Annotated in this window: 17 protein-coding genes; 7 read left to right on the top strand and 10 right to left on the bottom strand. The window is 71.9% G+C overall.

Translation table 11 applies throughout. The features are described 5' to 3' along the window. Positions 1-49 precede the first annotated feature (49 nt). The 3 genes from OO60_RS01260 to OO60_RS01250 are packed head-to-tail and all read right to left on the bottom strand — an operon-like array spanning position 50 to position 2430. A complete protein-coding gene (locus OO60_RS01260) occupies positions 50-1378 on the bottom strand; it encodes a WXG100 family type VII secretion target (protein ID WP_033260642.1) in 1329 nt (442 codons plus the stop codon). A 3-nt stretch (positions 1379-1381) separates the two neighbouring features. Beyond that, a complete protein-coding gene (locus tag OO60_RS01255) occupies positions 1382-1987 on the bottom strand; it encodes a DUF3558 domain-containing protein (RefSeq protein ID WP_240490955.1) in 606 nt (201 codons plus the stop codon). A 47-nt stretch (positions 1988-2034) separates the two neighbouring features. After that, complete coding sequence (locus OO60_RS01250) at positions 2035-2430, bottom strand: hypothetical protein (RefSeq protein ID WP_004562601.1); 396 nt, start codon at positions 2428-2430, stop codon at positions 2035-2037. Positions 2431-2614: 184 nt separating this feature from the next. On the opposite strand from OO60_RS01250, the gene OO60_RS01245 reads away from it, so the two are divergent. The 5 genes from OO60_RS01245 (at position 2615) to OO60_RS01225 (ending at position 8267) form a co-directional block, all read left to right on the top strand. After that, positions 2615-3196: a TetR/AcrR family transcriptional regulator gene (locus tag OO60_RS01245; RefSeq protein ID WP_004562600.1), complete on the top strand. Its 582-nt coding sequence runs from the start codon at positions 2615-2617 to the stop codon at positions 3194-3196. Between the two features lie 199 nt (positions 3197-3395). Next, positions 3396-4745, top strand: a complete 1350-nt coding sequence (locus OO60_RS01240) for a hemolysin family protein (protein WP_033260641.1) — start codon at positions 3396-3398, stop codon at positions 4743-4745. After that, on the top strand, positions 4742-5785 hold the full coding sequence (locus OO60_RS01235; RefSeq protein ID WP_004562599.1) for a hemolysin family protein: 1044 nt from the start codon (positions 4742-4744) through the stop codon (positions 5783-5785). The genes OO60_RS01240 and OO60_RS01235 overlap by 4 nt, the downstream gene beginning before the upstream one ends. Beyond that, positions 5782-6657, top strand: coding sequence for a hypothetical protein (locus tag OO60_RS01230; protein WP_004562598.1), 876 nt, complete (start codon positions 5782-5784; stop codon positions 6655-6657). Before OO60_RS01235 ends, OO60_RS01230 begins: the two co-directional genes overlap by 4 nt. Positions 6658-6773: 116 nt before the next feature. Continuing rightward, the gene (locus OO60_RS01225; RefSeq protein ID WP_033260640.1) at positions 6774-8267 is read left to right on the top strand and encodes a hypothetical protein; all 1494 of its coding nucleotides are present in this window, start codon (positions 6774-6776) and stop codon (positions 8265-8267) included. Here the strand turns inward: OO60_RS01225 and OO60_RS01220 are convergent. Genes OO60_RS01220 through OO60_RS01210 form a run of 3 tightly spaced genes read right to left on the bottom strand, consistent with a single transcriptional unit; the run spans position 8264 to position 10232 of the window. After that, positions 8264-9043, bottom strand: coding sequence for an aldo/keto reductase (locus OO60_RS01220; RefSeq protein WP_033260639.1), 780 nt, complete (start codon positions 9041-9043; stop codon positions 8264-8266). The genes OO60_RS01225 and OO60_RS01220 overlap by 4 nt on opposite strands. 40 nt (positions 9044-9083) lie before the next feature. Then, on the bottom strand, positions 9084-9872 hold the full coding sequence (locus OO60_RS01215; RefSeq protein ID WP_033260879.1) for a helix-turn-helix domain-containing protein: 789 nt from the start codon (positions 9870-9872) through the stop codon (positions 9084-9086). Positions 9873-9917: 45 nt separating this feature from the next. Then, entirely contained in the window at positions 9918-10232 is a 315-nt protein-coding gene (locus OO60_RS01210; protein ID WP_033260638.1) for a hypothetical protein, read from the bottom strand. A gap of 143 nt (positions 10233-10375) precedes the next feature. Between OO60_RS01210 and OO60_RS01205 the strand changes: the two genes are divergently transcribed. Next, entirely contained in the window at positions 10376-10735 is a 360-nt protein-coding gene (locus OO60_RS01205; protein ID WP_033260637.1) for a nuclear transport factor 2 family protein, read from the top strand. A 61-nt stretch (positions 10736-10796) separates the two neighbouring features. On the opposite strand, the gene OO60_RS01200 is transcribed toward OO60_RS01205, so the two are convergent. Next, positions 10797-11951 carry an NAD-dependent epimerase/dehydratase family protein gene (locus tag OO60_RS01200; RefSeq protein WP_033260636.1) on the bottom strand — a complete coding sequence of 385 codons (1155 nt, stop codon included), beginning with the start codon at positions 11949-11951 and terminating at the stop codon, positions 10797-10799. A gap of 139 nt (positions 11952-12090) precedes the next feature. Here OO60_RS01200 and OO60_RS01195 point away from each other — a divergent pair, with 139 nt between their 5' ends. Beyond that, positions 12091-12588, top strand: coding sequence for a GtrA family protein (locus tag OO60_RS01195; RefSeq protein ID WP_033260635.1), 498 nt, complete (start codon positions 12091-12093; stop codon positions 12586-12588). Here the strand turns inward: OO60_RS01195 and OO60_RS01190 are convergent. The 3 genes from OO60_RS01190 to gcvP are packed head-to-tail and all read right to left on the bottom strand — an operon-like array spanning position 12518 to position 18533. Further along, on the bottom strand, positions 12518-14692 hold the full coding sequence (locus tag OO60_RS01190; protein ID WP_033260634.1) for a glycosyltransferase family 2 protein: 2175 nt from the start codon (positions 14690-14692) through the stop codon (positions 12518-12520). The genes OO60_RS01195 and OO60_RS01190 overlap by 71 nt on opposite strands. Next, positions 14689-15624, bottom strand: coding sequence for an NAD-dependent epimerase/dehydratase family protein (locus tag OO60_RS01185; RefSeq protein WP_033260633.1), 936 nt, complete (start codon positions 15622-15624; stop codon positions 14689-14691). The genes OO60_RS01190 and OO60_RS01185 overlap by 4 nt, the downstream gene beginning before the upstream one ends. Before the next feature lie 5 nt (positions 15625-15629). Then, the gene (gene gcvP, locus OO60_RS01180; RefSeq protein ID WP_033260632.1) at positions 15630-18533 is read right to left on the bottom strand and encodes an aminomethyl-transferring glycine dehydrogenase; all 2904 of its coding nucleotides are present in this window, start codon (positions 18531-18533) and stop codon (positions 15630-15632) included. Between the last annotated feature and the right edge of the window lie 51 nt (positions 18534-18584).

The following is an 18584-nucleotide window of genomic DNA, read 5'->3' as shown; positions in this document are numbered from 1 at the left end:
GCCTGTTGCCACGTCCACCTGCCTCTTCGCCTTCTTCGCCTTCTTCGCCTTATTCGCCGATGACCGGCGGGCTGGTCCGCTGGTCGGTGCCGAAGATCGCGTCCGGGTCCGCCTCGATCAGGAAGTCCGGCCGCTGGTGTTCCTCGTCCTCATCGCCCTCACCGCGACGGCCACCGGGCCCCATGGGCCCCATTTGCCCACCACGCCCACCGGCGGCGGCCCGCGCGGCAGCCGCTTCCGCGGCGGCGGCGTTGCCGAGGCTGCCCATGCCGGAGCCGCGGCCGGCGCCGAGGCCGCGTTCGCCGGGGCTGCCAGCACCGCTGCCGCTGCCGGTCCCGGTCCCGCCGCGGCCGGTGGGGTCGAGGAGCCGCCCACCGGCGTTGCCGCTGTTGGGGCCGCGGCCGCCGGGGCCGGCGTTCGGGTCGTTGGGGTTGAGGGAGTTCTGGCCGTAGTTCGGCCCGCCCCCGGTGTTGGTGGGGTAGAAGTCGATGCCCCCGGTGTTCGGCGGGGTCTTCCCGGGCTGGTCGGCCGGCTGTCCCGGCCGGGTCGGGACGGTGGGCACCGTCGGACGGCCGGAGCCGGTGGTGTGGGTGTCGTCGCCGGTGCCGCCAGTCCCGCCCGTTCCCCCGGTCCCTCCGGTCCCTCCTGTGCCGCCGGTGCCACCCGTGCCGCCGGTACCTCCGGTCCCGCCGGGCTTGTCGGGCCCGCCGGTCTGCCCCGGGTCGAAGCCGGTGGTCGAGGTGTGGTCGTCACTGCCGGAATCGCCACCGGGGTGTCCGGGCAGCCACTTGCCGCGGTCAGTGGGCTCGACGCGCCCGGGGGTGTTCGGCGTCTCGACGGAGATGGCGGCACCGTCGGACTCGAGAACACCGTAGTCGGTGGGGAGCACCGCCTGGTTGCTGCTGGTGCTGTTGCTGTACTGGTCCATGACGCGGACGTTGGTCTCGTTCGCGGCGTTGTACCGCGCCATGCCTTCTTGGTAGTTGTCGATGTCGTCCTTGGCCATGAAGGGCCCGGCGATCGGGATCGCGGCTTTCAGGCCGGTGGTCCACGGATTCGGCTTGTCGGGCTTCGGCGGCACCTCGACGACGGTATTGCTGGAGTCTTCGAAGACGGCAGCTTGCGTCTTCACGGACGCGGACGTCGCGTCCAGCGGCGCCGAGCTGTCGTGGAAAGCCCGTTCCATCGGCCCTGCGCCGGCGTTCGCGGCATCCGCTGCGTCACCGCTCCACGACTCCACCATGCGTGCCTGGAGCGCCTTGATGCTCGCGCCCCGCTCCATATAGGCATCGGACAGCTCCTGCACCGTCTGCGCCATCTGCTGCAGCCCGGAGGTGTCACCCTGTCTGAAGTTGTCGTAGATCTGCTTTCCGTCCACTCGTCATGCCCCCTTGAGTGTCTTTATGACGCTCGACGCAACCTGGTTGGCCACCCCGCAGGAGTCGTCGGCTCCCTGGTAGCCCTGCGCGTACACGTCGAAGGTGAGGTCGTCGGCGATGCCGACCCCGATCCCGCAGGAACCCATCGGCCGTTCGTCCAGCGGTCCCCAGTAGACGGCCGGATAGCCGTCGACGTCCGGAGCGCGTTCCAGGAACCTGATGTAAGTCTTGCTGGCGTAGCCGCGATAGATCCCCGCCAGGCCACCAGCCCCCTCGTCGCGGCTCCCGGTGCCGAGCGAGACCGACAGACCGATCCCTTCACCCTGCAGTTTCCAGAGGCAGGACGGGCCGGCCTTGGTGAACAGCGTGTCACCCTTCGCCTGGTACCGGCCCGGGTCGGTGAACTTCAGCGACGTCAGCACGTCCTTCGACACGACGGCACAGGTGTCGGAGACATACTTGCTCGCGTCGAGCGGGGCGGAAACCTTCGGAACTTCCGGATCCGCCGTTGGCTCGCCGGTCACCGACGACGAGGCCGCCGTCGACGGGGACGCCGTGCCTCCGGTCGTCGTGGTGCACGCGGCTACCGAGCCCCCCGAGACGGCCACGAGGACGGCCAGAACGCCCAGTTTGGTTCGGAACAAGTTCAGTTCGCCTATGCCTTGAAGGTGCCGGACAGGTCTTGATCGGTCGCCACGGTCTTGGACTGGGCTTCCTTCAGCTTCTTGAGGTACTCCTGCGCGTACTTGCGCATCGAGTCGTTTTGCTTGAGCAGGGCCAGGACCGAGTCCGAGGTCGTCGAGGCGTAACCTCCGCTGACGGAGTCCTGGCCCGGCGCCAGCTGTCCGATCTGGATGATCTGCCGGATCTTCGCCCCGTCGTCGACGATCTTGTCGACCAGGTCCTCCCACTGGCCGATCACCGCGGACAGCTCTTCGGGGTCCATCTTGAACTGGCCACCCTTGCCCCCGCCGCCGTACACGCGGCCGGAGTTGCTGAAGACGTCTCCCCACAGCGCCTGTGCCGCCTGGCCGGCCTCACCGATGATCACGCCGCACCTTCCCCTCAGCTCACCCACCGTGATGGGGCAAACCATAGCCAACCGTCTCACTTCGTGTCAGCGAAACGCCGCAACGTTCAGACGGTGGGGACACGCTCGGGGTTCCCGGGCACTCCGGGTCACAGTACGTACGTACGGATTGCGAGAAGCCGGTCCTCGGTGCCAGGATTTCAGGATGCCACGCGTAAGCCAGGATCACCTCGACGCACGCCGGCGCCAGATCCTCGACGGCTCGCGCGTCTGCTTCGCGCGCTACGGCTATGAAGGTGCCACAGTCCGGCGCCTCGAGGAAGCCACCGGGCTCTCCCGAGGGGCCATCTTCCACCACTTCCGCGACAAGGAGTCGCTCTTCCTCGCCCTCGCCGAGGACGATGCCCTCCGGATGGCCGACGTCGTCGCCGAACAGGGGCTCGTCCAGGTCATGCGGGATCTGCTGGCCGGTGGGGACCACCCCGCCGACTGGCTCGGGACGCGCCTGGAGGTCAGCCGGCGGCTGCGCACCGATCCGGAATTCCGGGCGCGGTGGGCCGAGCGGTCCGAGCAGCTGACCACCGCCACCCGGCTGCGGCTGCTGCGGCAGCGGGAGGCCGGGAACCTGCGTGACGACGTCGACGTCGACGTGCTCACGGCCTTCTTGGAGCTCGTCCTCGAAGGGCTCGTCTCGCACCTGGCCATGGGCCTGCCCGCCGCCGGGCTGGGGCCGGTGCTCGACCTCGTCGAAGAAACCGTGCGCCGGCACCGGCCCGGTGCCGGATGAGCGCTCCGACACACCCGGTACGCCTGCGGCGGACCCAAAAGACACGTTAAGATTGTCCCCATATCCGCAGTACACGCCGATTTCTTGCTAGGAGTGACCGTTTCGTGCGCGCAGCGCAGTCACCCGGTGACAGTACCGGGCCGGGTGACCGACCCGGCTGTCCGATAGGTTCGTCCCCCGCCGCTCGAGCGGGTGCGGAATGATCCAGATCCTCTTCGCCGTGCTCGGCGTCCTCCTCTTCGTGCTGCTGACCGTCGGCACCGGCCTCGCCGTCGCCGCCGAGTTCTCGCTGACCGCGCTGGAACGCAGCACCGTTGACGCCAACGTCCGCCAGGTCGGCGACCGCCGCGCGCTGACCGTGCAGAAGGCGCACCGGACGCTGTCCTTCCAGCTCTCCGGCGCCCAGGTCGCGATCACGCTGACCACGCTGGTCACCGGGTACCTGGCCGAGCCGCTGATCGGCGAGCTCGTCCGCCCGCTGCTGACCGCCGTCGGCCTGCCGGCCGGGTTCGCCGGGGGCGCGTCGATCGTGCTCGCGCTCGTCATCGCCACCTCGCTGTCGATGATCCTCGGCGAGATGGTGCCGAAGAACCTCGCGATCGCCCGGCCGCTGCCGACCGCGCGCGCGGTCGCCGGCTACCACTCGCGGTTCTCCGCGCTGTTCCGCTGGCTCATCACGCTGATGAACAACAGCGCGAACTTCCTCGTGCGCAAGTTCGGCGTCGAACCGCAGGAAGAGCTGCGGTCCGCCCGCTCGCCGCAGGAGCTGGGCTCGATCGTGCGGTCCAGCGCCGAGAGCGGCACGCTCGACACGTCCACCGCCGAGCTGCTCGACCGCTCGCTGCGGTTCGGCGAGCGCACCGCCGAGGAGCTGATGACCCCGCGCGTGCAGCTCGAATCGCTGGCGATCGACGACACCGTCGAGGACCTCATCGAGATCTCCCGCCGCACCGGGTTCTCGCGCTTCCCGGTGCACGCCGAGGACCTCGACGACGTCCGCGGCGCCGTGCACGTGAAGCAGGCCTTCGCCGTGCCCGCCGCCGACCGGGCCGCCGTGCCGATCGGCTCGGTCATGCGGCCGGTGCCGACCGTGCCCGAGTCGCTGCCCGGCGACGACCTGCTGCTGCGCCTGCGCGACTCCCGCTTCCAGCTGGCCATCGTCGTCGACGAGTACGGCGGCACGGCCGGGCTGGTGACCCTGGAAGACGTCGTCGAGGAGATCATCGGCGACGTCCGCGACGAACACGACGAGCGCGAGGCGCCGGCGTCCCAGCAGGTCGGCGCGGACAGCTGGCTGGTGTCCGGGCAGCTGCGCGCCGACGAGATCACCGATGTCACCGGGTTCCGGATGCCCGACGGCGACTACGAAACCATCGCCGGGCTGATCCTCGAACGACTGGGCAAGATCCCCGCCGAGGGTGACGCCACCGAGGTCGACGGCTGGCTGCTCACCGTGACCACGATGGACAAACGGCGGATCGCCGAGGTCGAGGTCGCCCCGGTCCGCCCCGTTCAGGAAGCGGCCGCGGACGCGGAGGTGGCCTCGTGACCGACTGGCTGAACATCGCCCTCGTCGTCGTCCTGCTGCTGGCCAACGCCTTCTTCGTCGGCGCGGAGTTCACGCTGATCTCCTCCCGGCGCGACCGGCTCGAAGCGCTGCTCGAACAGGGCAAGACCCGCGCGAAGATCGTCATCAACGCGAGCAAGCACGTGTCGCTGATGCTCGCCGGCGCGCAGCTGGGCATCACCATCTGCTCGCTGCTGCTCGGGCGGCTCGGCGAGCCCGCCATCGCGCACCGGCTGTCGGCGGCCTTCGACCTGCTGGGCCTGCCCGAAGCGCTGCTGCACCCCATCTCGTTCGCCATCGCGCTGGCGTTCATCACCGTGGCCCACGTCCTGATCGGCGAGATGGTGCCGAAGAACCTCGCCATCGCCGAGCCCGAGCGGCTCGCGCTGTGGCTGGTGCCGGCGCACGTCGCGTGGGTGAAGGTGGCCAACCCGTTCATCTGGCTGCTGAACTTCGTGGCCAACTCGCTGCTGCGCGCGGTCCGCGTCGAGCCGAAGGACGAGCTGGAAACGGCCTACACGTCCGACGAGCTCGCCGAGCTGCTCAGCGAATCGCGGCGGGAGGGCCTGCTCGACCAGTCCGAGCACCAGCGGCTCGCCCAGACGCTGTCGTCGGTGCAGAAGACGGTGGCCGACGTGCTGGTGCCGACCGCCGAGCTGACCACGCTCCCCTGCGGGCCGACGGTCGGCGAGGTCGAGAAGGCCGTGTCGTCCACCGGGTTCTCGCGGTTCCCGGTGTGCACCGACGACGGGCGCCTGACCGGCTACATCCACGTCAAGGACATCCTGGACCTCGCCGGGCAGGACCCGGGGACGATCGTGCCCGCCTCGAAGACGCGCGCGCTCACCGAACTGCGGGCCGACGCCCGGCTCGACGTCGCCCTTTCGGCGATGCGCAAGGAGCGCAGCCACCTCGCGCGGGCGCTCGACGAAGGCGGCAACGCCGTCGGCGTCGTCGCGCTCGAGGACCTGGTCGAGGAGTACGTGGGCACGGTGCGCGACGGCACCCACGTGGGCGCATGACCGAGGTGCTCGCCGAGGCGGACTGGCTCGCCCGGGAGGCGGCGCACGTCGCGCGGATGCGCCGGTGGACCGGCCCGCACCAGGAGCGGCGCTCCCGTGGCGAGAAGCACCCGGTGCTGGACTTCCTGTTCACCTACTACTCGTACCGGCCGTCGCACCTCGAACGGTGGCAGCCCGGGCCCGGCATCGCGCTCGCCGGGCCCGCGGCGCGCCGCTTCCTGGACCGCAAGGGGTACGTCACGGCACCGGACGGCGTGGTCCTGGACCCCGCCGGGTTCGGCGCGGGCAAGGTGCGGACGGCCGAGTTCGTCCTCCGCCTGCTGACCGCGACGGCGTCCCGCCCGCCCCGGCTGAGCTGCTTCGGGCTGCACGAATGGGCGATGGTCTACCGCGAGCCGGCGGATTCGGTGCGGCACGACCAGGTGCCGCTGCGGCTGGGCTCGGCGGGCACCGACGCGGTCGTCGAGTCCCTGGACATCCGGTGCGGGCACTTCGACGCGTTCCGCTTCTTCACCGCGCCCGCGCGGCCGTTGAACGGGCTGACGCCCTCGCGGGAGACGCAGATCGCACTCGAGCAGCCGGGGTGCCTGCACGCGAACATGGATCTGTTCAAATGGGCGTACAAGCTCGACCCGTTCGTGCCGGCGGAGCTGGTGGCGGACTGCTTCGAGCTGGCGGTCGAGATCCGGACGCTGGACATGCGGGCGAGCCCGTACGACCTGGCCTCGCTCGGCTACGAGCCGGTGCGGATCGAGACGGCCGGGGGCCGGGCCGAATACGCCCGCGCCCAAGGGGAGTTCGCCCGCCGGGCGGCGCCGCTGCGTCATCGCCTGATTGCGCATTGCCATCGCCTGGTCAGCGCAGCACCCTGAGCACGGGCCACTGTGAGTCAGATTATTCTCTCACCGATACTCACCTGTTAGGGTGATAACGGTTTGATTGCATAGCAGCGCGTGCTTGGCATGCGCTCACCCCGAAAGGATGACGGATGGGGCGACACTACCGGGACGAGGAGCCGGTGCCGCACCCTCAGGACCGCACGCCGCGCGTGCCCGCCGAGGGCCGCAGCGAGGCGTCCGGTGCCTTCCGCACCCCGGGGCGCAGCTCCATTTCCGACGCCTTCGGGATCGCGGGCCGCGCGGCCGGTGCTCCTCGCGAGTCGTCCGGTTCGGCCTTCTTCACGGAAGGGGCCGAGGCACCGGGGTTCCCACCGGAGCCGAGCGGCCCGCCGCCGGCCGGTCGCCGGGGCGAGGCGTCCGGGGCCTACCCGGTCGCGAGCCGAGGTCAGGCCTCGGGTTCGTACCCGGTCGTGGGCCGCGGCGAGCCGACGGTGACCCGTGCCCCGCGGCGTGGTGAGGCGTCCGGCTCCTACCCGGTCGCGAACCGCGTCGACGTTCCCGCCGTCACGGCGACGCACCCGGCCCGCCGCGGCGAAACCTCGGGTTCCCATCCCGCCGTGTCCACCACGACGCACCCCGCCCGCCGGGGCGAGGAACCCATCAGCACGCGCGCCCCCCGCCGCCAGGCCCCCGCCGAGAACAGCGCCGAGGTCACCACCGCCTACCTCGCGGTCGCCGACCCGGGCACCCGCCCCCGCCGTGGCAAGCGCGCCGCCGCCCGGCAGCCCGAGTCCGCCGCCGAGCGGACCGAGGTCATCACCCGGCAGGACGACTCCCCCGGCGACGTCGCCACCCGGAGCGACGACAGCGACACCCGGACGGCGGGACACAGCGAGAGCACCGTTGCCCTCCGGACCGCCGAGCGCAGCGACACCACCGGCCCGCAGCGCGCCGGCCGCACCGACAGCACCGGGCCGCAGCGCACCGGGCGCAGCGAGGGCACCGGCTCGCACCGCGTGCTCGGCAAGGGCGAGGCCACCGGCTCACACCGGATCGTCGGCAAGAAGGCGCCGCGCCGCCGGATCGCCACCTGGCCGATCGCATGCCTCGTGCTGGCCGTCCTGATCGGGCTCGGCATCGTCGGCTGGAACTGGGCCGACAACGAGCTCAACAGCCGCGCCGAGGCGCAGGCCGCCAGCTGCGACGGCGGCACCGCGCAGATGCGGATCGTCGTCACGCCCAGCGTGCAGAAGCCGCTCTCCGCGGCCGCCGACCGCTGGAACCAGGCCGCCACCGTCGTGCACGGCAAGTGCGTGCGCATCGCGATCGACGCCAAGCCCTCCGCGCAGGTGCTCGACGCACTGGTCGGCCGGGCCAACCTCGATTCCATCGGCGGGCTCCCGGCGGCCTGGCTGCCCGAGTCGTCGTACTGGGTGAGCGAGCTGACCACGAAGAAGCCGGAGATGATCGGCTCGCCGGCCCAGTCGGTGGCGAACGCCCGCTCGGCGGACTACCCGTTCATCGGGCTCGCCGGACCGGGCATCGACGACACCGCGCTGCGCGCCGCCCAGACGTTCCGCGAGTACCTGGAGCAGCCCGCACAGCAGGCCGATTTCGCGGCCGCCGGGATCAAGTCCGCTTAGACGCGCGTTCCGTTGTCGAGCTCGGCCACCACGGCGATGTCGTCGTCGGCCAGCTCGAAGTCGAAGACGCCGAAGTTCTCGCGGATCCGGGTCGTCGTGGCTGACGCCGCCACGGCGACCGTGTCGTTCTGCAGGTGCCAGCGGAGCACGATCTGCGCCGGTGTCTTGCCGTACTTCGCCGCGAGCGCCGTGACCGTCTCGTCGGACAGCAGGGCCGTGTTCGCCGCCGGGCTGGCCGCCGCCGTCACGATGCCGCGCTCGGCGTGGAACTCGCGCAGCGGGAGCTGCTGCAGCCACGGGTGCAGCTCGACCTCGTTGACCGCGGGGACCGAGCCGGTCGCGTCGATCAGCCGGCGCAGCTCGGAGCCGCCGAACCCGGCCACGCCGAGGACGCGGGCCCGGCCGTCGGCGCGCAGCCGGCTCAGCGCGCGCCAGGTGTCGGTGAACGCGCCCTTCGTGCCGTCCAGCAGGCACAGGTCGACGCGGTCGAGCTGCAGGGCCGCCAGCGCCTGGTCGGCCGCCCGGCGGGCGGTGTCGTAGCCCTGCGCGGGCACGTGCACGCTGACGAACAGCTCCTCGCGCGGCACGTCCGCCGCGGCGAGCACCGCGCCCACCGCCGCCTCGGTCCCGGGCGTGACGTCGATGCCGCGGTAGCCGGTGTCGAGGGCGATGCGGACGGCCCGGCCGGTTTCGGCCGCGGACAGGTCCGCGACGCCGAACAGCAGCTGGGGGATGCGGACTCCGTCGGACAGGGCGAGCGAAGGCGGGACGGCCATCAACCGGTGATCCTCACTTCGGATGCTGCGCGGAACCCCATCATCCCACCGAGGCGGCCCGCTCGCGCAGGTATGCCGCCGTCGCCGGGTCGGCCGGGAAGAACGACTCGATCACCAGCTCGGCCACGGTGATGTCCAGCGGGGTGCCGAACGTGGCGACCGTGCTGAAGAAGGCCAGGTCGGTGCCCTCGTGGCGGAATTTCAGCGGCACGAAGATGTCCCCCGGCCCCGGCACCTCGACCTCGGGCACCGGCTGGTCGCAGGGGTACCCGCGCAGCTCGTCGAGGAGTTCGGCGAGCCCGGCGTCGGCGGTCTGGCTCACCTGCCGCCGCAGCCGGCCGAGCAGGTGGGCGCGCCACTCCCCCAGGTTGAGGATGTGCGGAGCCATCCCGTCGGGGTGCAGGGTCGCGCGCAGCACGTTGGTGGTCAGCTCGGGCGCGACACCGGCGACGAAGAGCCCGACACCGGCGTTGGCGTCGACGAGGTTCCAGTTCCGGTCGACGACGGCGGCCGGGTAGGGATCGTGCCCCGCGAGCAGCTGCCGGACGGCCCGCCGGACGGCGTCCAGTTCGGGATCCCCGAGCGCGGTTTCGGTGTAGGCGGGCGCGTACCCGGCGGCGAGCAGCAGCCGGTTGCGGTCCCGCAGCGGCACGTCGAGGTGCTCGCCGAGCCGCAGCACCATGTCCCGGCTCGGCTTGGACCGGCCGGTCTCCACGAAACTGAGGTGGCGGGTGGAGATGTCCGCCGAAATCGCCAGATCGAGCTGGCTGATCCGGCGCCGGTCCCGCCATTCCCGCAGCAGCTCACCGACGGGCCGCGCCTGCACCATGGTCGTCACGCGGGTGACGCTACGGCGATCTTGGAGCCGCTGCCATTACTTCGGGGGTAATGGCCCGATCTCCGCGCCGGGCGGGCAGAAGCCGGTGAGCCGGTCCATGAGGTCCAGCAGGGCCTCCCAGGCCGGGTCGTCGTCGGCCGCCGCCGATTCGGCGACGACCGTGTCCTGAGCCGCGTAGCAGGCCCGCATCAGGCCGAGCGGCGTGACACCGGCTGCGTAGGCCGCCACGGCCACCCGCTCCAGCGGTGCGGACGGCCGCTCGGCGCGGGCCGCGGCGAGCACCTCGCGAACCAGCGCGGGGTCGGCCGGCCCCGGCTTGGCGTGCCACGCGTCGTCCGGATCTTCCTCCACCGGTCCAGTGTCCTGCGGCACGCCACCGGATTTCGCCGCACCGGCATTACCTCTCGCGTAATCGACGGGCCGCGGCCGAGCCGACAGAGTGGTCCTCAGCGCAGGGACGACGAACCCGTTGTCCCCCAACGAAAGGATCCACCATGACCGACGTCCGCACCCTCGTCGAGCAGTACATCGCCGTCTGGAACGAGACCGACGCCGACAAGCGGCGGGCCCTCGTCGCCGACGTCTTCACCGCCGACGCCGGCTACACCGACCCGCTCGGTGCCGTCGCCGGGCACGACGGGATCGACCAGTTCGTCGCCGGGGCGCAGGCGCAGTTCGGCGGGCTCACCTTCAGCCTGCCCGCCGAGCCCGACGCGCACCACGACCTCGCGCGCTTCCAGTGGTACCTCGGCACCCCGGGTGCCGAGCCCGTCGCCATCGGGTTCGACGTCGTCGAGCTCGAAGCCGGGAAGATCGCCAAGGTGCACGGCTTCCTCGACAAGCTCCCCGGCTGACCAGCCCGTCGTGAGTGGTAAGGCGCGTTAGAACTCGTCTTACCACTCACGACAGCGGGGGCTAGGCCTTCAGCGCGCCCCGCCAGCGGACCGTCGGGCGCAGCTTCTCCGGGTTCACCCGGTGCTTGTTGGCTCCCACGATGTCGAACATCGACTCGATCAGCGTGTCCGACAGCAGGTGCGGCTCCAGGCCCAGGCCGACCAGCCCGGTGTGCTTGACGTTGTAGTAGTGCTCCGGCGCCTCGGTGCGCGGGTTCTCCAGCTGCTCGATCTGCACCGGGCCGGGGAACCGGTCGGCCACCAGTTCGGCGATGCCCGCCACGGACATGCTCTCGGTCATCTGGTTGAACACCCGGAACTCCCCGGCCGCCGCCGGGTGCTCGACGGCGAGGCGGATGCACTCGACCGTGTCGCGGATGTCGATCAGGCCGCGGGTCTGCGCGCCCTTGCCGTACACCGTGAGCGGCTGGCCCAGCACCGCCTGGATGACGAACCGGTTCAGCACCGTGCCGAACACCGCGTCGTAGTCGAACCGGGTCGCCAGGCGCGGGTCGAGCGCCGTCTGCGGCGTCTGCTGGCCGTACACGATGCCCTGGTTGAGGTCCGTGGCGCGCAGTCCCCACGCGCGGCAGGTGAATTCGATGTTGTGCGAATCGTGGACCTTCGTCAGGTGGTAGAAGGAACCCGGCCGTTTCGGGAACAGCACGCGGTCGGCGCGGCCGTTGTGTTCGAGTTCCAGCCAGCCCTCTTCGATGTCGATGTTCGGCGTGCCGTATTCGCCCATCGTGCCGAGCTTCACCAGGTGGATCGCCGGGTCGATCTCGGCGATCGCGTACAGCAGGTTCAGCGTCCCGACCACATTGTTGTGCTGCGTGTACACCGCGTGTTCGCGGTCGATCATGGAATACGGGGCCGACCGCTGCTCGGCGTAGTGGACGACGGCGTCCGGCGCGAAGTCGCGCACCGCCCCGAACAGGAACTCCGCGTCGAGCAGGTCGCCTTCGTAGCTGGTGATCGTCCGGCCGGAGACCTCGCGCCAGGTGGCGATGCGGTCGCTCAGCGGCTCGATCGGGACCAGGCTTTCGACGCCGAGTTCGGCGTCGTACCCGCGGCGCGCGAAATTGTCGAGGACGGCCACCTCGTGACCTTTGTCCGATAAGTGCAGCGCGGTCGGCCAGCCCAGATATCCGTCACCGCCGAGAACCAGCACACGCATTGTGCCGCCTTTCCTGCTCGTTTACGCCACACGAACGCTATAGATCACGTGCTGATGAGGACCTGGCAATGACCTGTGAATCTCCTATGCGTAGGGGGGCCGGACGGCGGCGCGGGCGGCCCGCGGGGAGGATGGGGACATGACGACCGTAACCAACGGCGTGCGGCCCCGCACGGCGGAGAAGACGCGCCGCCGCGGGTGGGCCCGGCTGGCGCGCGCCGCCACGACGTCGGTCGCGGCCACCGTCGTCAGCCAGGTCGTGCTGCTCGCCGTCCTCGCCGCCGGCGGGGCCCCGGCCGTGGCGAGCGCGCCGGCCTGGGCGGCCGGGGCGGTGCTGAACTTCCTGGTCACCCGGCGCTGGGTGTGGGGCCGCACCGGGCGGCCGCGGGTCCGCCGCGAGCTGCTGCCCTACCTGGCCGTCATCGGGCTCGGCGGGCTGGCGTCGATCGGCCTGACGACCCTCGCGGGCTCGCTGCTGGCGCCCCTGGCGCTGCCGCACTTCTGGTGGGTCGTGCTGGTCGACGGCGCGTACGTCGCGAGCTACGCGGTCGTGTTCGTCGTCAAGTTCACCCTGCTCGACCGGCTCGTGTTCGGCCGCGGCGCAGCACGTACCCCCGCCACCACGTCCCGGTCATGACGCGGGCGTAGTTGGCGCCGTAGACGAGGCTGCCGCCCTTCTTGCTCTTGCCCGCCTTGCGCAGCCGCATGCTCATCGGCAGCTCGGTGACCCGGGCGCCGCGCGCGGTGACGCCGAGCAGCAGCTCGGACGACTGGTACTGCGGCTCGCGCAGCGGGACCGCGCAGGCGAGGTCCGCTCGCATCGCGCGGAAGCCGAACGACGTGTCGGTGATCCGCCGCGCGGTGAGCACCGACGCCAGCACCGCGAAGACGCGCACGCCGAGCCACCGCACGCGGCTGTCGGCCTCCTCGTGCCCGAGCCGCCGGGAGCCGGTGACGAAGTCGGCGGTGCCGTCGGCGACCGGGCGGACGAGCGCCTCGAGTTCGCTGTTGTCGTACTGGCCGTCGGCGTCGGTCGTCACGACGTACTCGGCGCCCGCCTCGGCCGCCAGGTGGTAGCCGAGCCGCAGGGCGGCGCCCTGGCCGCGGTTGCGCGGCGCGACGCAGACGTACGCGCCGTGCGCCTCGGCGATCGCGGCCGTGTCGTCGGTCCCGCCGTCGACGACGACGAGGACGTCGACCGGCATCCCGAGGCACTGGTCCGGCATCTTCTCGAGGACCTCGCCGATGCCGCCGGCCTCGTTGTAGGCGGCGATGACGACGGTCAGCGGCGCCAGTTCGAGGTTCGGGTGCCGGCCGCGGAAGTCGTCGAGCGCGCCCTGGTCGACGTCGTCGGGGAAGGCGGCGAGGCGCTTCCGGCTCGCCGACGTCAGCGTGGTGAAGCCGAGCGCTCCGGCGACCGGGAACAGCACGAGCGCCGGGATCTGGTAGCGCCAGGAGAACTGGAACACCGCCGAGGCGAAGAGCAGGACCAGGCCGCCCGACGCCGCCAGCAGCGCCCCCGCCTGGGCGCGGTCCAGGGGTTTCCTGCGCCGGAACACCGTCAGCAGGCCCAGTACCGCGCCGAGGCCCAGCACCCCGCCGGAGACGTACCCGCCGCCGAGCTGGTAGTCGCGGAGGATCTTCGCCAGTGGCTGGTCGACGTGCGCGACGACGCCGTCGTTCTGCAGCGTGACCAGGTCGATCAGCGACTGGTCGGCCCACTGGGGGTAGGTGAGCTGGAACTGCCAGCGGTCCAGGGGGACGTCGGTCGGATCCTGCTCGCGCGTCCAGGCGAAGCTCTTCGCGAAGTCGGTCAGGATCGCGTCGGCGATGTCACCGGGCTGCGCCTTCAGGACGTCGATGGCGAACTCGTGCGCCAGCGCCGCCTTGTCCGCGCCCGGGGGCAGCGGGCCGGGCCAGTTCGGGTCGAGGTCGGCGTGGGTGTAGTTGTCGACGAGCCGGGTTTCGCGGGGCTCGGCCGGGCAGAACACCTGCAGCTGCGGGGCGAGGTGGAGGTTCGCGCAGTCGGCGACGGCGGCGGTGCGGCCGTAGAGCATGTTCCCGGACGGCCCGGTCAGGCCCCACTTCCCGGTCTCGGCATGCACCCGCGCCGAGTACGGCACGAGCACGGCGAGCAGGCCGAGGAGGCCGATACCGGCCCGGCGCCAGCCCGCCCACTGCCGCCACGCTCCCCCGGCGACGACCAGGAAGACCAGCAGCGGCAACGCCAGCGAGATGCCGATCAGCCGCGTCAGCACGCCGAACCCGAGCAGCAGGCCCGCGGCGCCGGCGCGCTTCCAGCCCGGGGTACCCCAGCCGAGCAGCAGCCAGAGGAGCCCGAGGAGGACGGCCTCGAACGTCACCTCGGACATGATGTTCTGCTCGATCTGCAGCTGGTACGCGTCGAGCAGCACCGGCGCGGCGGCGAGCGCGCCGACCCACGGACGGCCGCCGAGGCGCAGGACGAGCCCGTAGACGCCGACCGCGATGAGGATCCCGCCGACGTGCTGGACCGCCGCGACCCAGGCGAGGCCGCCGACGGCCAGCAGCGGGCGCAGCACCAGGTCGTAGCCGATCGGGTCGAGCTGGTCGGCGCGCAGGGCGTGCAGGTTGTCGAGGTAGCGGAAGGAATCGATGAACAGCAGCGCGGGCCGGTAGGCCAGCCAGGTCAGCACCCGGAGCGTGATCGCCGGGACGAGGAGCAGGAGCAGCAGCCAGTGCCGGCTCAGGAAAGAAGTCACTGGTTCGCGAGGCCGGAGAAGTACTTCCAGGCTGTCGCGAGGCCGTCGGTCAGCGACACCTCCGGCCGGTAGCCGATGGTCTCCGCGCTCGCCGAGACGTCGACGACGACCGCGGGCATCTCCCCGGCGGGCGCCTCGACGTGCTCGACCGGCAGCTCGGCGCCGGTCACCTCGCGCACGGCCTCGACCATCTCCAGCACGGACACCGAGCGCCCGGCGCCGACGATCGCGCGGCCGGAGTAGCCGCTGTCCAAGGCCAGCAGGACGGCACGGACGACGTCGTCGACGTGCACGAGGTCGCGGCACTGGCGGCCGTCGCCGTAGACCTTGACGCCGGTGCCGGCCAGCGCGGCCCGCATCATCCGCGGCACGAAACTGTCCTTGTGGGACATTCCCGGGCCGTAGACGTTGGTGAACCGCAACGCACAGGTCGTCATCCCGTACGCGCCGGCGTACCCCGACAGCAGCATCTCGCACGCCGCCTTGGTCGCACCGTAGGGCGTCAGCGGGCGCAGCGGGAGGTCCGGGGTGATGGTCGCGGAACCGACGTTGCCGATCACGGCGTTGGTCGAGGCGAGCAGGAACTTCGGCACCTCGTGGCGGCGCGCGAGTTCGATGAGCTCCTGGGTGACGAGGACGTTGTCGGCGAAGGTGTCCTCCGGCAGCTCGACCGACTTCAGCACCGAGGTCAGCGCGGCCAGGTGCACGATCCCGGCGGTCTCCCGCGTCACGGCCTCCTCGCGGACCGCCGCCTCGCGCAGGTCACCGGTCACCACGCGAACGCCGGTGGCGTCCCCGGGAAAGGGAACCCGGTCCACGACGGTGACCGGCACGCCCCGGTCGCGGAGGGCGCGCACGACGGCCCGGCCGATGAAGCCGCTCCCGCCGGTCACGACCACGGACGTCCGATCAGGACCGTGCCTGCTCACCATGGGCGTCAACCTACCCCGCGTTCCTGTGACCGGTCCGCGAAGGCCGCCGGGGGCGGGCAGGAGCAGACGAGGTTCCGGTCGCCCGCCGCGCCGTCGATGCGCCGGACCGGCGGCCAGACCTTCGGCGTGCCCGGCCCGTTGGGGAACGCCGCCGTCTCGCGGCTGTACGGCCGGTCCCATTCGCCGGCGACGCACCGCGCGGTGTGCGGCGCCTGCCGCAGCGGCGACTCTTCCAGGGGCCACTCCCCCGTCGCGACGCGGTCGATCTCGCCGCGGATCGCGATCATCGCGGCGCAGAAGCGGTCGAGCTCGGCGAGGTCCTCGCTCTCCGTCGGCTCCACCATCAGCGTCCCGGCGACGGGGAACGACATCGTCGGCGCGTGCAGCCCGTAGTCCGCCAGCCGCTTGGCGACGTCGTCCACGGTGACGCCGGTGGCCTTCGTCAGCGGCCGCAGGTCGAGGACGCACTCGTGCGCGACGAGCCCTTCGCGGCCGGCGTACAGCACCGGGTAGTGGCCGGCGAGGCGGCGGGCGACGTAGTTCGCGTTGGCCACCGCGACCAGCGTCGCCCGGCGGAGGCCCTCGGCCCCCATCATCCGGACGTAGGCCCACGAGATCGGCAGGATCGACGCGCTGCCCCACGGCGCCGCGCTGACCGGGCCGACGCCGGTGGCCGGGCCGGCCGCCGGCTGGAGCGGGTGGTTCGGCAGGAACGGCGCGAGGTGCGCGCGGACGCCGACCGGGCCGACGCCGGGCCCGCCGCCGCCGTGCGGGATGCAGAACGTCTTGTGCAGGTTGAGGTGCGAGACGTCGGCGCCGAACCGGCCGTACTGGGCGACGCCGATCAGCGCGTTGAGGTTGGCGCCGTCGACGTACACCTGGCCGCCCGCGTCGTGCACCGCCGCGCACACCTCGCCGACGGTGTCCTCGTAGACGCCGTGCGTCGACGGGTAGGTGAGCATGATCGCGGCCAGGTCGGCGCGGTGGTCGTCCACAGTGGACTTGAGGTGCGCGAGGTCGATGTCGCCGTCGTCGTCGCACCGGACGACGACCACCCGCAGGCCCGCCATGACGGCGCTGGCCGCGTTGGTGCCGTGGGCGCTGGCCGGGATGAGGCAGACGTCCCGGGCGTGCTCGCCGCGGGAGCGGTGGTAGGCGCGGATGGCGAGCAGGCCCGCGAACTCGCCCTGGCTGCCGGCGTTGGGCTGCAGCGAAACCGTGTCGTAGCCGGTGATCCGGGCGAGCCAGGCGCCGAGGCCGGCCACCACGTCGAGCAGCCCGGCGGCGTCCTCGGCGGGCGCGAACGGGTGCAGCCCGGCGAACTCCGGCCAGGTGACCGGCTCCATTTCGGCGGTGGCGTTGAGCTTCATGGTGCACGAGCCGAGCGGGATCATGCTGCGGTCGAGGGCGACGTCCTTGTCCGCCAGCTGCCGGAGGTAGCGCAGCATGGCGGTTTCCGAGCGGTGCGCGTGGAACACCGGGTGGGTGAGGTACGCGCTCGTCCGGCGCAGCGGGGCCGGGAGCGCGTCGGCGGTGTCCGCGTCGAGGCCGTCCACATCGGACACCGAGATACCGAACGCTTTCCACACCAAGGAGAGCCGTTCGCGGGTGGTGGTCTCGTCGCAGGCGATGCCGACGTGATCGTCGTCGACGTGTCGCAGGTTGACGCCGAGGTCGCGGGCCGCCGCGACGACCGTGGCCGCGCGCCCGGGCACGGCCGCGATGACGGTGTCGAAGAACTCGCCGTGCACCACCTCGACGCCACCTTCGCAGAGGCCCGCCGCCAGCACGGTGGCCATCCGGTGGGCGCGCAGCGCGATCGACCGCAGCCCGTCGGGCCCGTGGTACACCGCGTACATCGACGCCATCACGGCCAGGAGCACCTGCGCGGTGCAGATGTTCGAGGTCGCCTTCTCGCGGCGGATGTGCTGCTCGCGGGTCTGCAGGGCGAGCCGGTACGCGGGCGTCCCGTCGGCGTCCTTCGAGACGCCGACCAGCCGGCCAGGCAGCTGCCGTTCGAGGCCCTTCCGGACGGCGAGGTAGGCGGCGTGCGGGCCGCCGAAGCCGAGCGGGACGCCGAACCGCTGCGTCGACCCGACGGCGACGTCGGCGCCGAGCTCGCCCGGCGGCCGCAGCAGGGTGAGAGCGAGCGGGTCGGCGGCGACGATGACGGCCGCGCCGTGCTTCTTGGCGTCGGCGATGGTGAGGTCGAGTTCGCGGACCGCGCCGGACGCGCCCGGGTAGGCCAGCAGGATCCCGAAGAAGTCGCCGCCGAGCCCGAGGCCGGTGAGTCCCTGGGAGAGGTCCTCGACGACCAGCTCGATGCCGAGCGGTTCGGCCCGGGTCCGGAGCACGGCGAGGGTCTGCGGGAGGGTGTCCTCGTCGACGACGAACCGGGTGGACCGGGTTCGCCCCGCCCGGCGCACGAGCGTCATCGCCTCGGCGGCCGCGGTGGCCTCGTCGAGCAGGGACGCGTTGGCGATGGGGAGCCCGGTCAGGTCGGCGATCATGGTCTGGAAGTTGAGCAGCGCTTCGAGCCGCCCTTGGGAGATCTCCGGCTGGTAGGGCGTGTAGGCGGTGTACCAGGCCGGGTTCTCGAGGACGTTCCGCCGGATGACGGGCGGGGTGACGGTGTCGTGGTAGCCGAGCCCGATCATCTGCGCCATCGGCTGGTTCCGGGCCGCGAGTTCCCGCAGTTCGGCGAGGGCCTGGGCTTCGGAGGCGGCGGGCGGCAGTTCGAGGGGCTGCGCGGAGGCCCGCAGCGACGCGGGGACGGCCCGTTCGGCGAGTTCGTCGAGGGAGGCGACGCCGATGACGTCGAGGATGCGCCGGAGGTCTTCGGCCCCGGGCCCGATGTGCCGGTCGGCGAACGGGATGCCCTGTTCCAGGGAGGCGAGTGAGGGTTCCACGATGGCCTCCTGGGGACAGCGGGGCTGGACCGGGACGGCGATGTCCTGGTC

It is taken from the genome of Amycolatopsis vancoresmycina (assembly GCF_000716785.1).
GTDB lineage: Bacteria > Actinomycetota > Actinomycetes > Mycobacteriales > Pseudonocardiaceae > Amycolatopsis > Amycolatopsis vancoresmycina.
The sequence above is the reverse complement of the archived record's forward strand: the minus strand, read 5'-3'. Positions and strand labels throughout refer to the sequence as shown.

Bases quoted from the DNA above. Each gene is read 5' to 3' on its own strand.
- OO60_RS01245 (WP_004562600.1), top strand. From the start codon at position 2,615: ATGCCACGCGTAAGCCAGGATCACCTCGACGCACGCCGGCGCCAGATC.
- OO60_RS01240 (WP_033260641.1), top strand. From the start codon at position 3,396: ATGATCCAGATCCTCTTCGCCGTGCTCGGCGTCCTCCTCTTCGTGCTG.
- OO60_RS01230 (WP_004562598.1), top strand. From the start codon at position 5,782: ATGACCGAGGTGCTCGCCGAGGCGGACTGGCTCGCCCGGGAGGCGGCG.
- OO60_RS01225 (WP_033260640.1), top strand. From the start codon at position 6,774: ATGGGGCGACACTACCGGGACGAGGAGCCGGTGCCGCACCCTCAGGAC.
- OO60_RS01220 (WP_033260639.1), bottom strand. From the start codon at position 9,043: ATGGCCGTCCCGCCTTCGCTCGCCCTGTCCGACGGAGTCCGCATCCCC.
- OO60_RS01215 (WP_033260879.1), bottom strand. From the start codon at position 9,872: ATGGTGCAGGCGCGGCCCGTCGGTGAGCTGCTGCGGGAATGGCGGGAC.
- OO60_RS01205 (WP_033260637.1), top strand. From the start codon at position 10,376: ATGACCGACGTCCGCACCCTCGTCGAGCAGTACATCGCCGTCTGGAAC.
- OO60_RS01200 (WP_033260636.1), bottom strand. From the start codon at position 11,951: ATGCGTGTGCTGGTTCTCGGCGGTGACGGATATCTGGGCTGGCCGACC.
- OO60_RS01195 (WP_033260635.1), top strand. From the start codon at position 12,091: ATGACGACCGTAACCAACGGCGTGCGGCCCCGCACGGCGGAGAAGACG.
- OO60_RS01185 (WP_033260633.1), bottom strand. From the start codon at position 15,624: ATGGTGAGCAGGCACGGTCCTGATCGGACGTCCGTGGTCGTGACCGGC.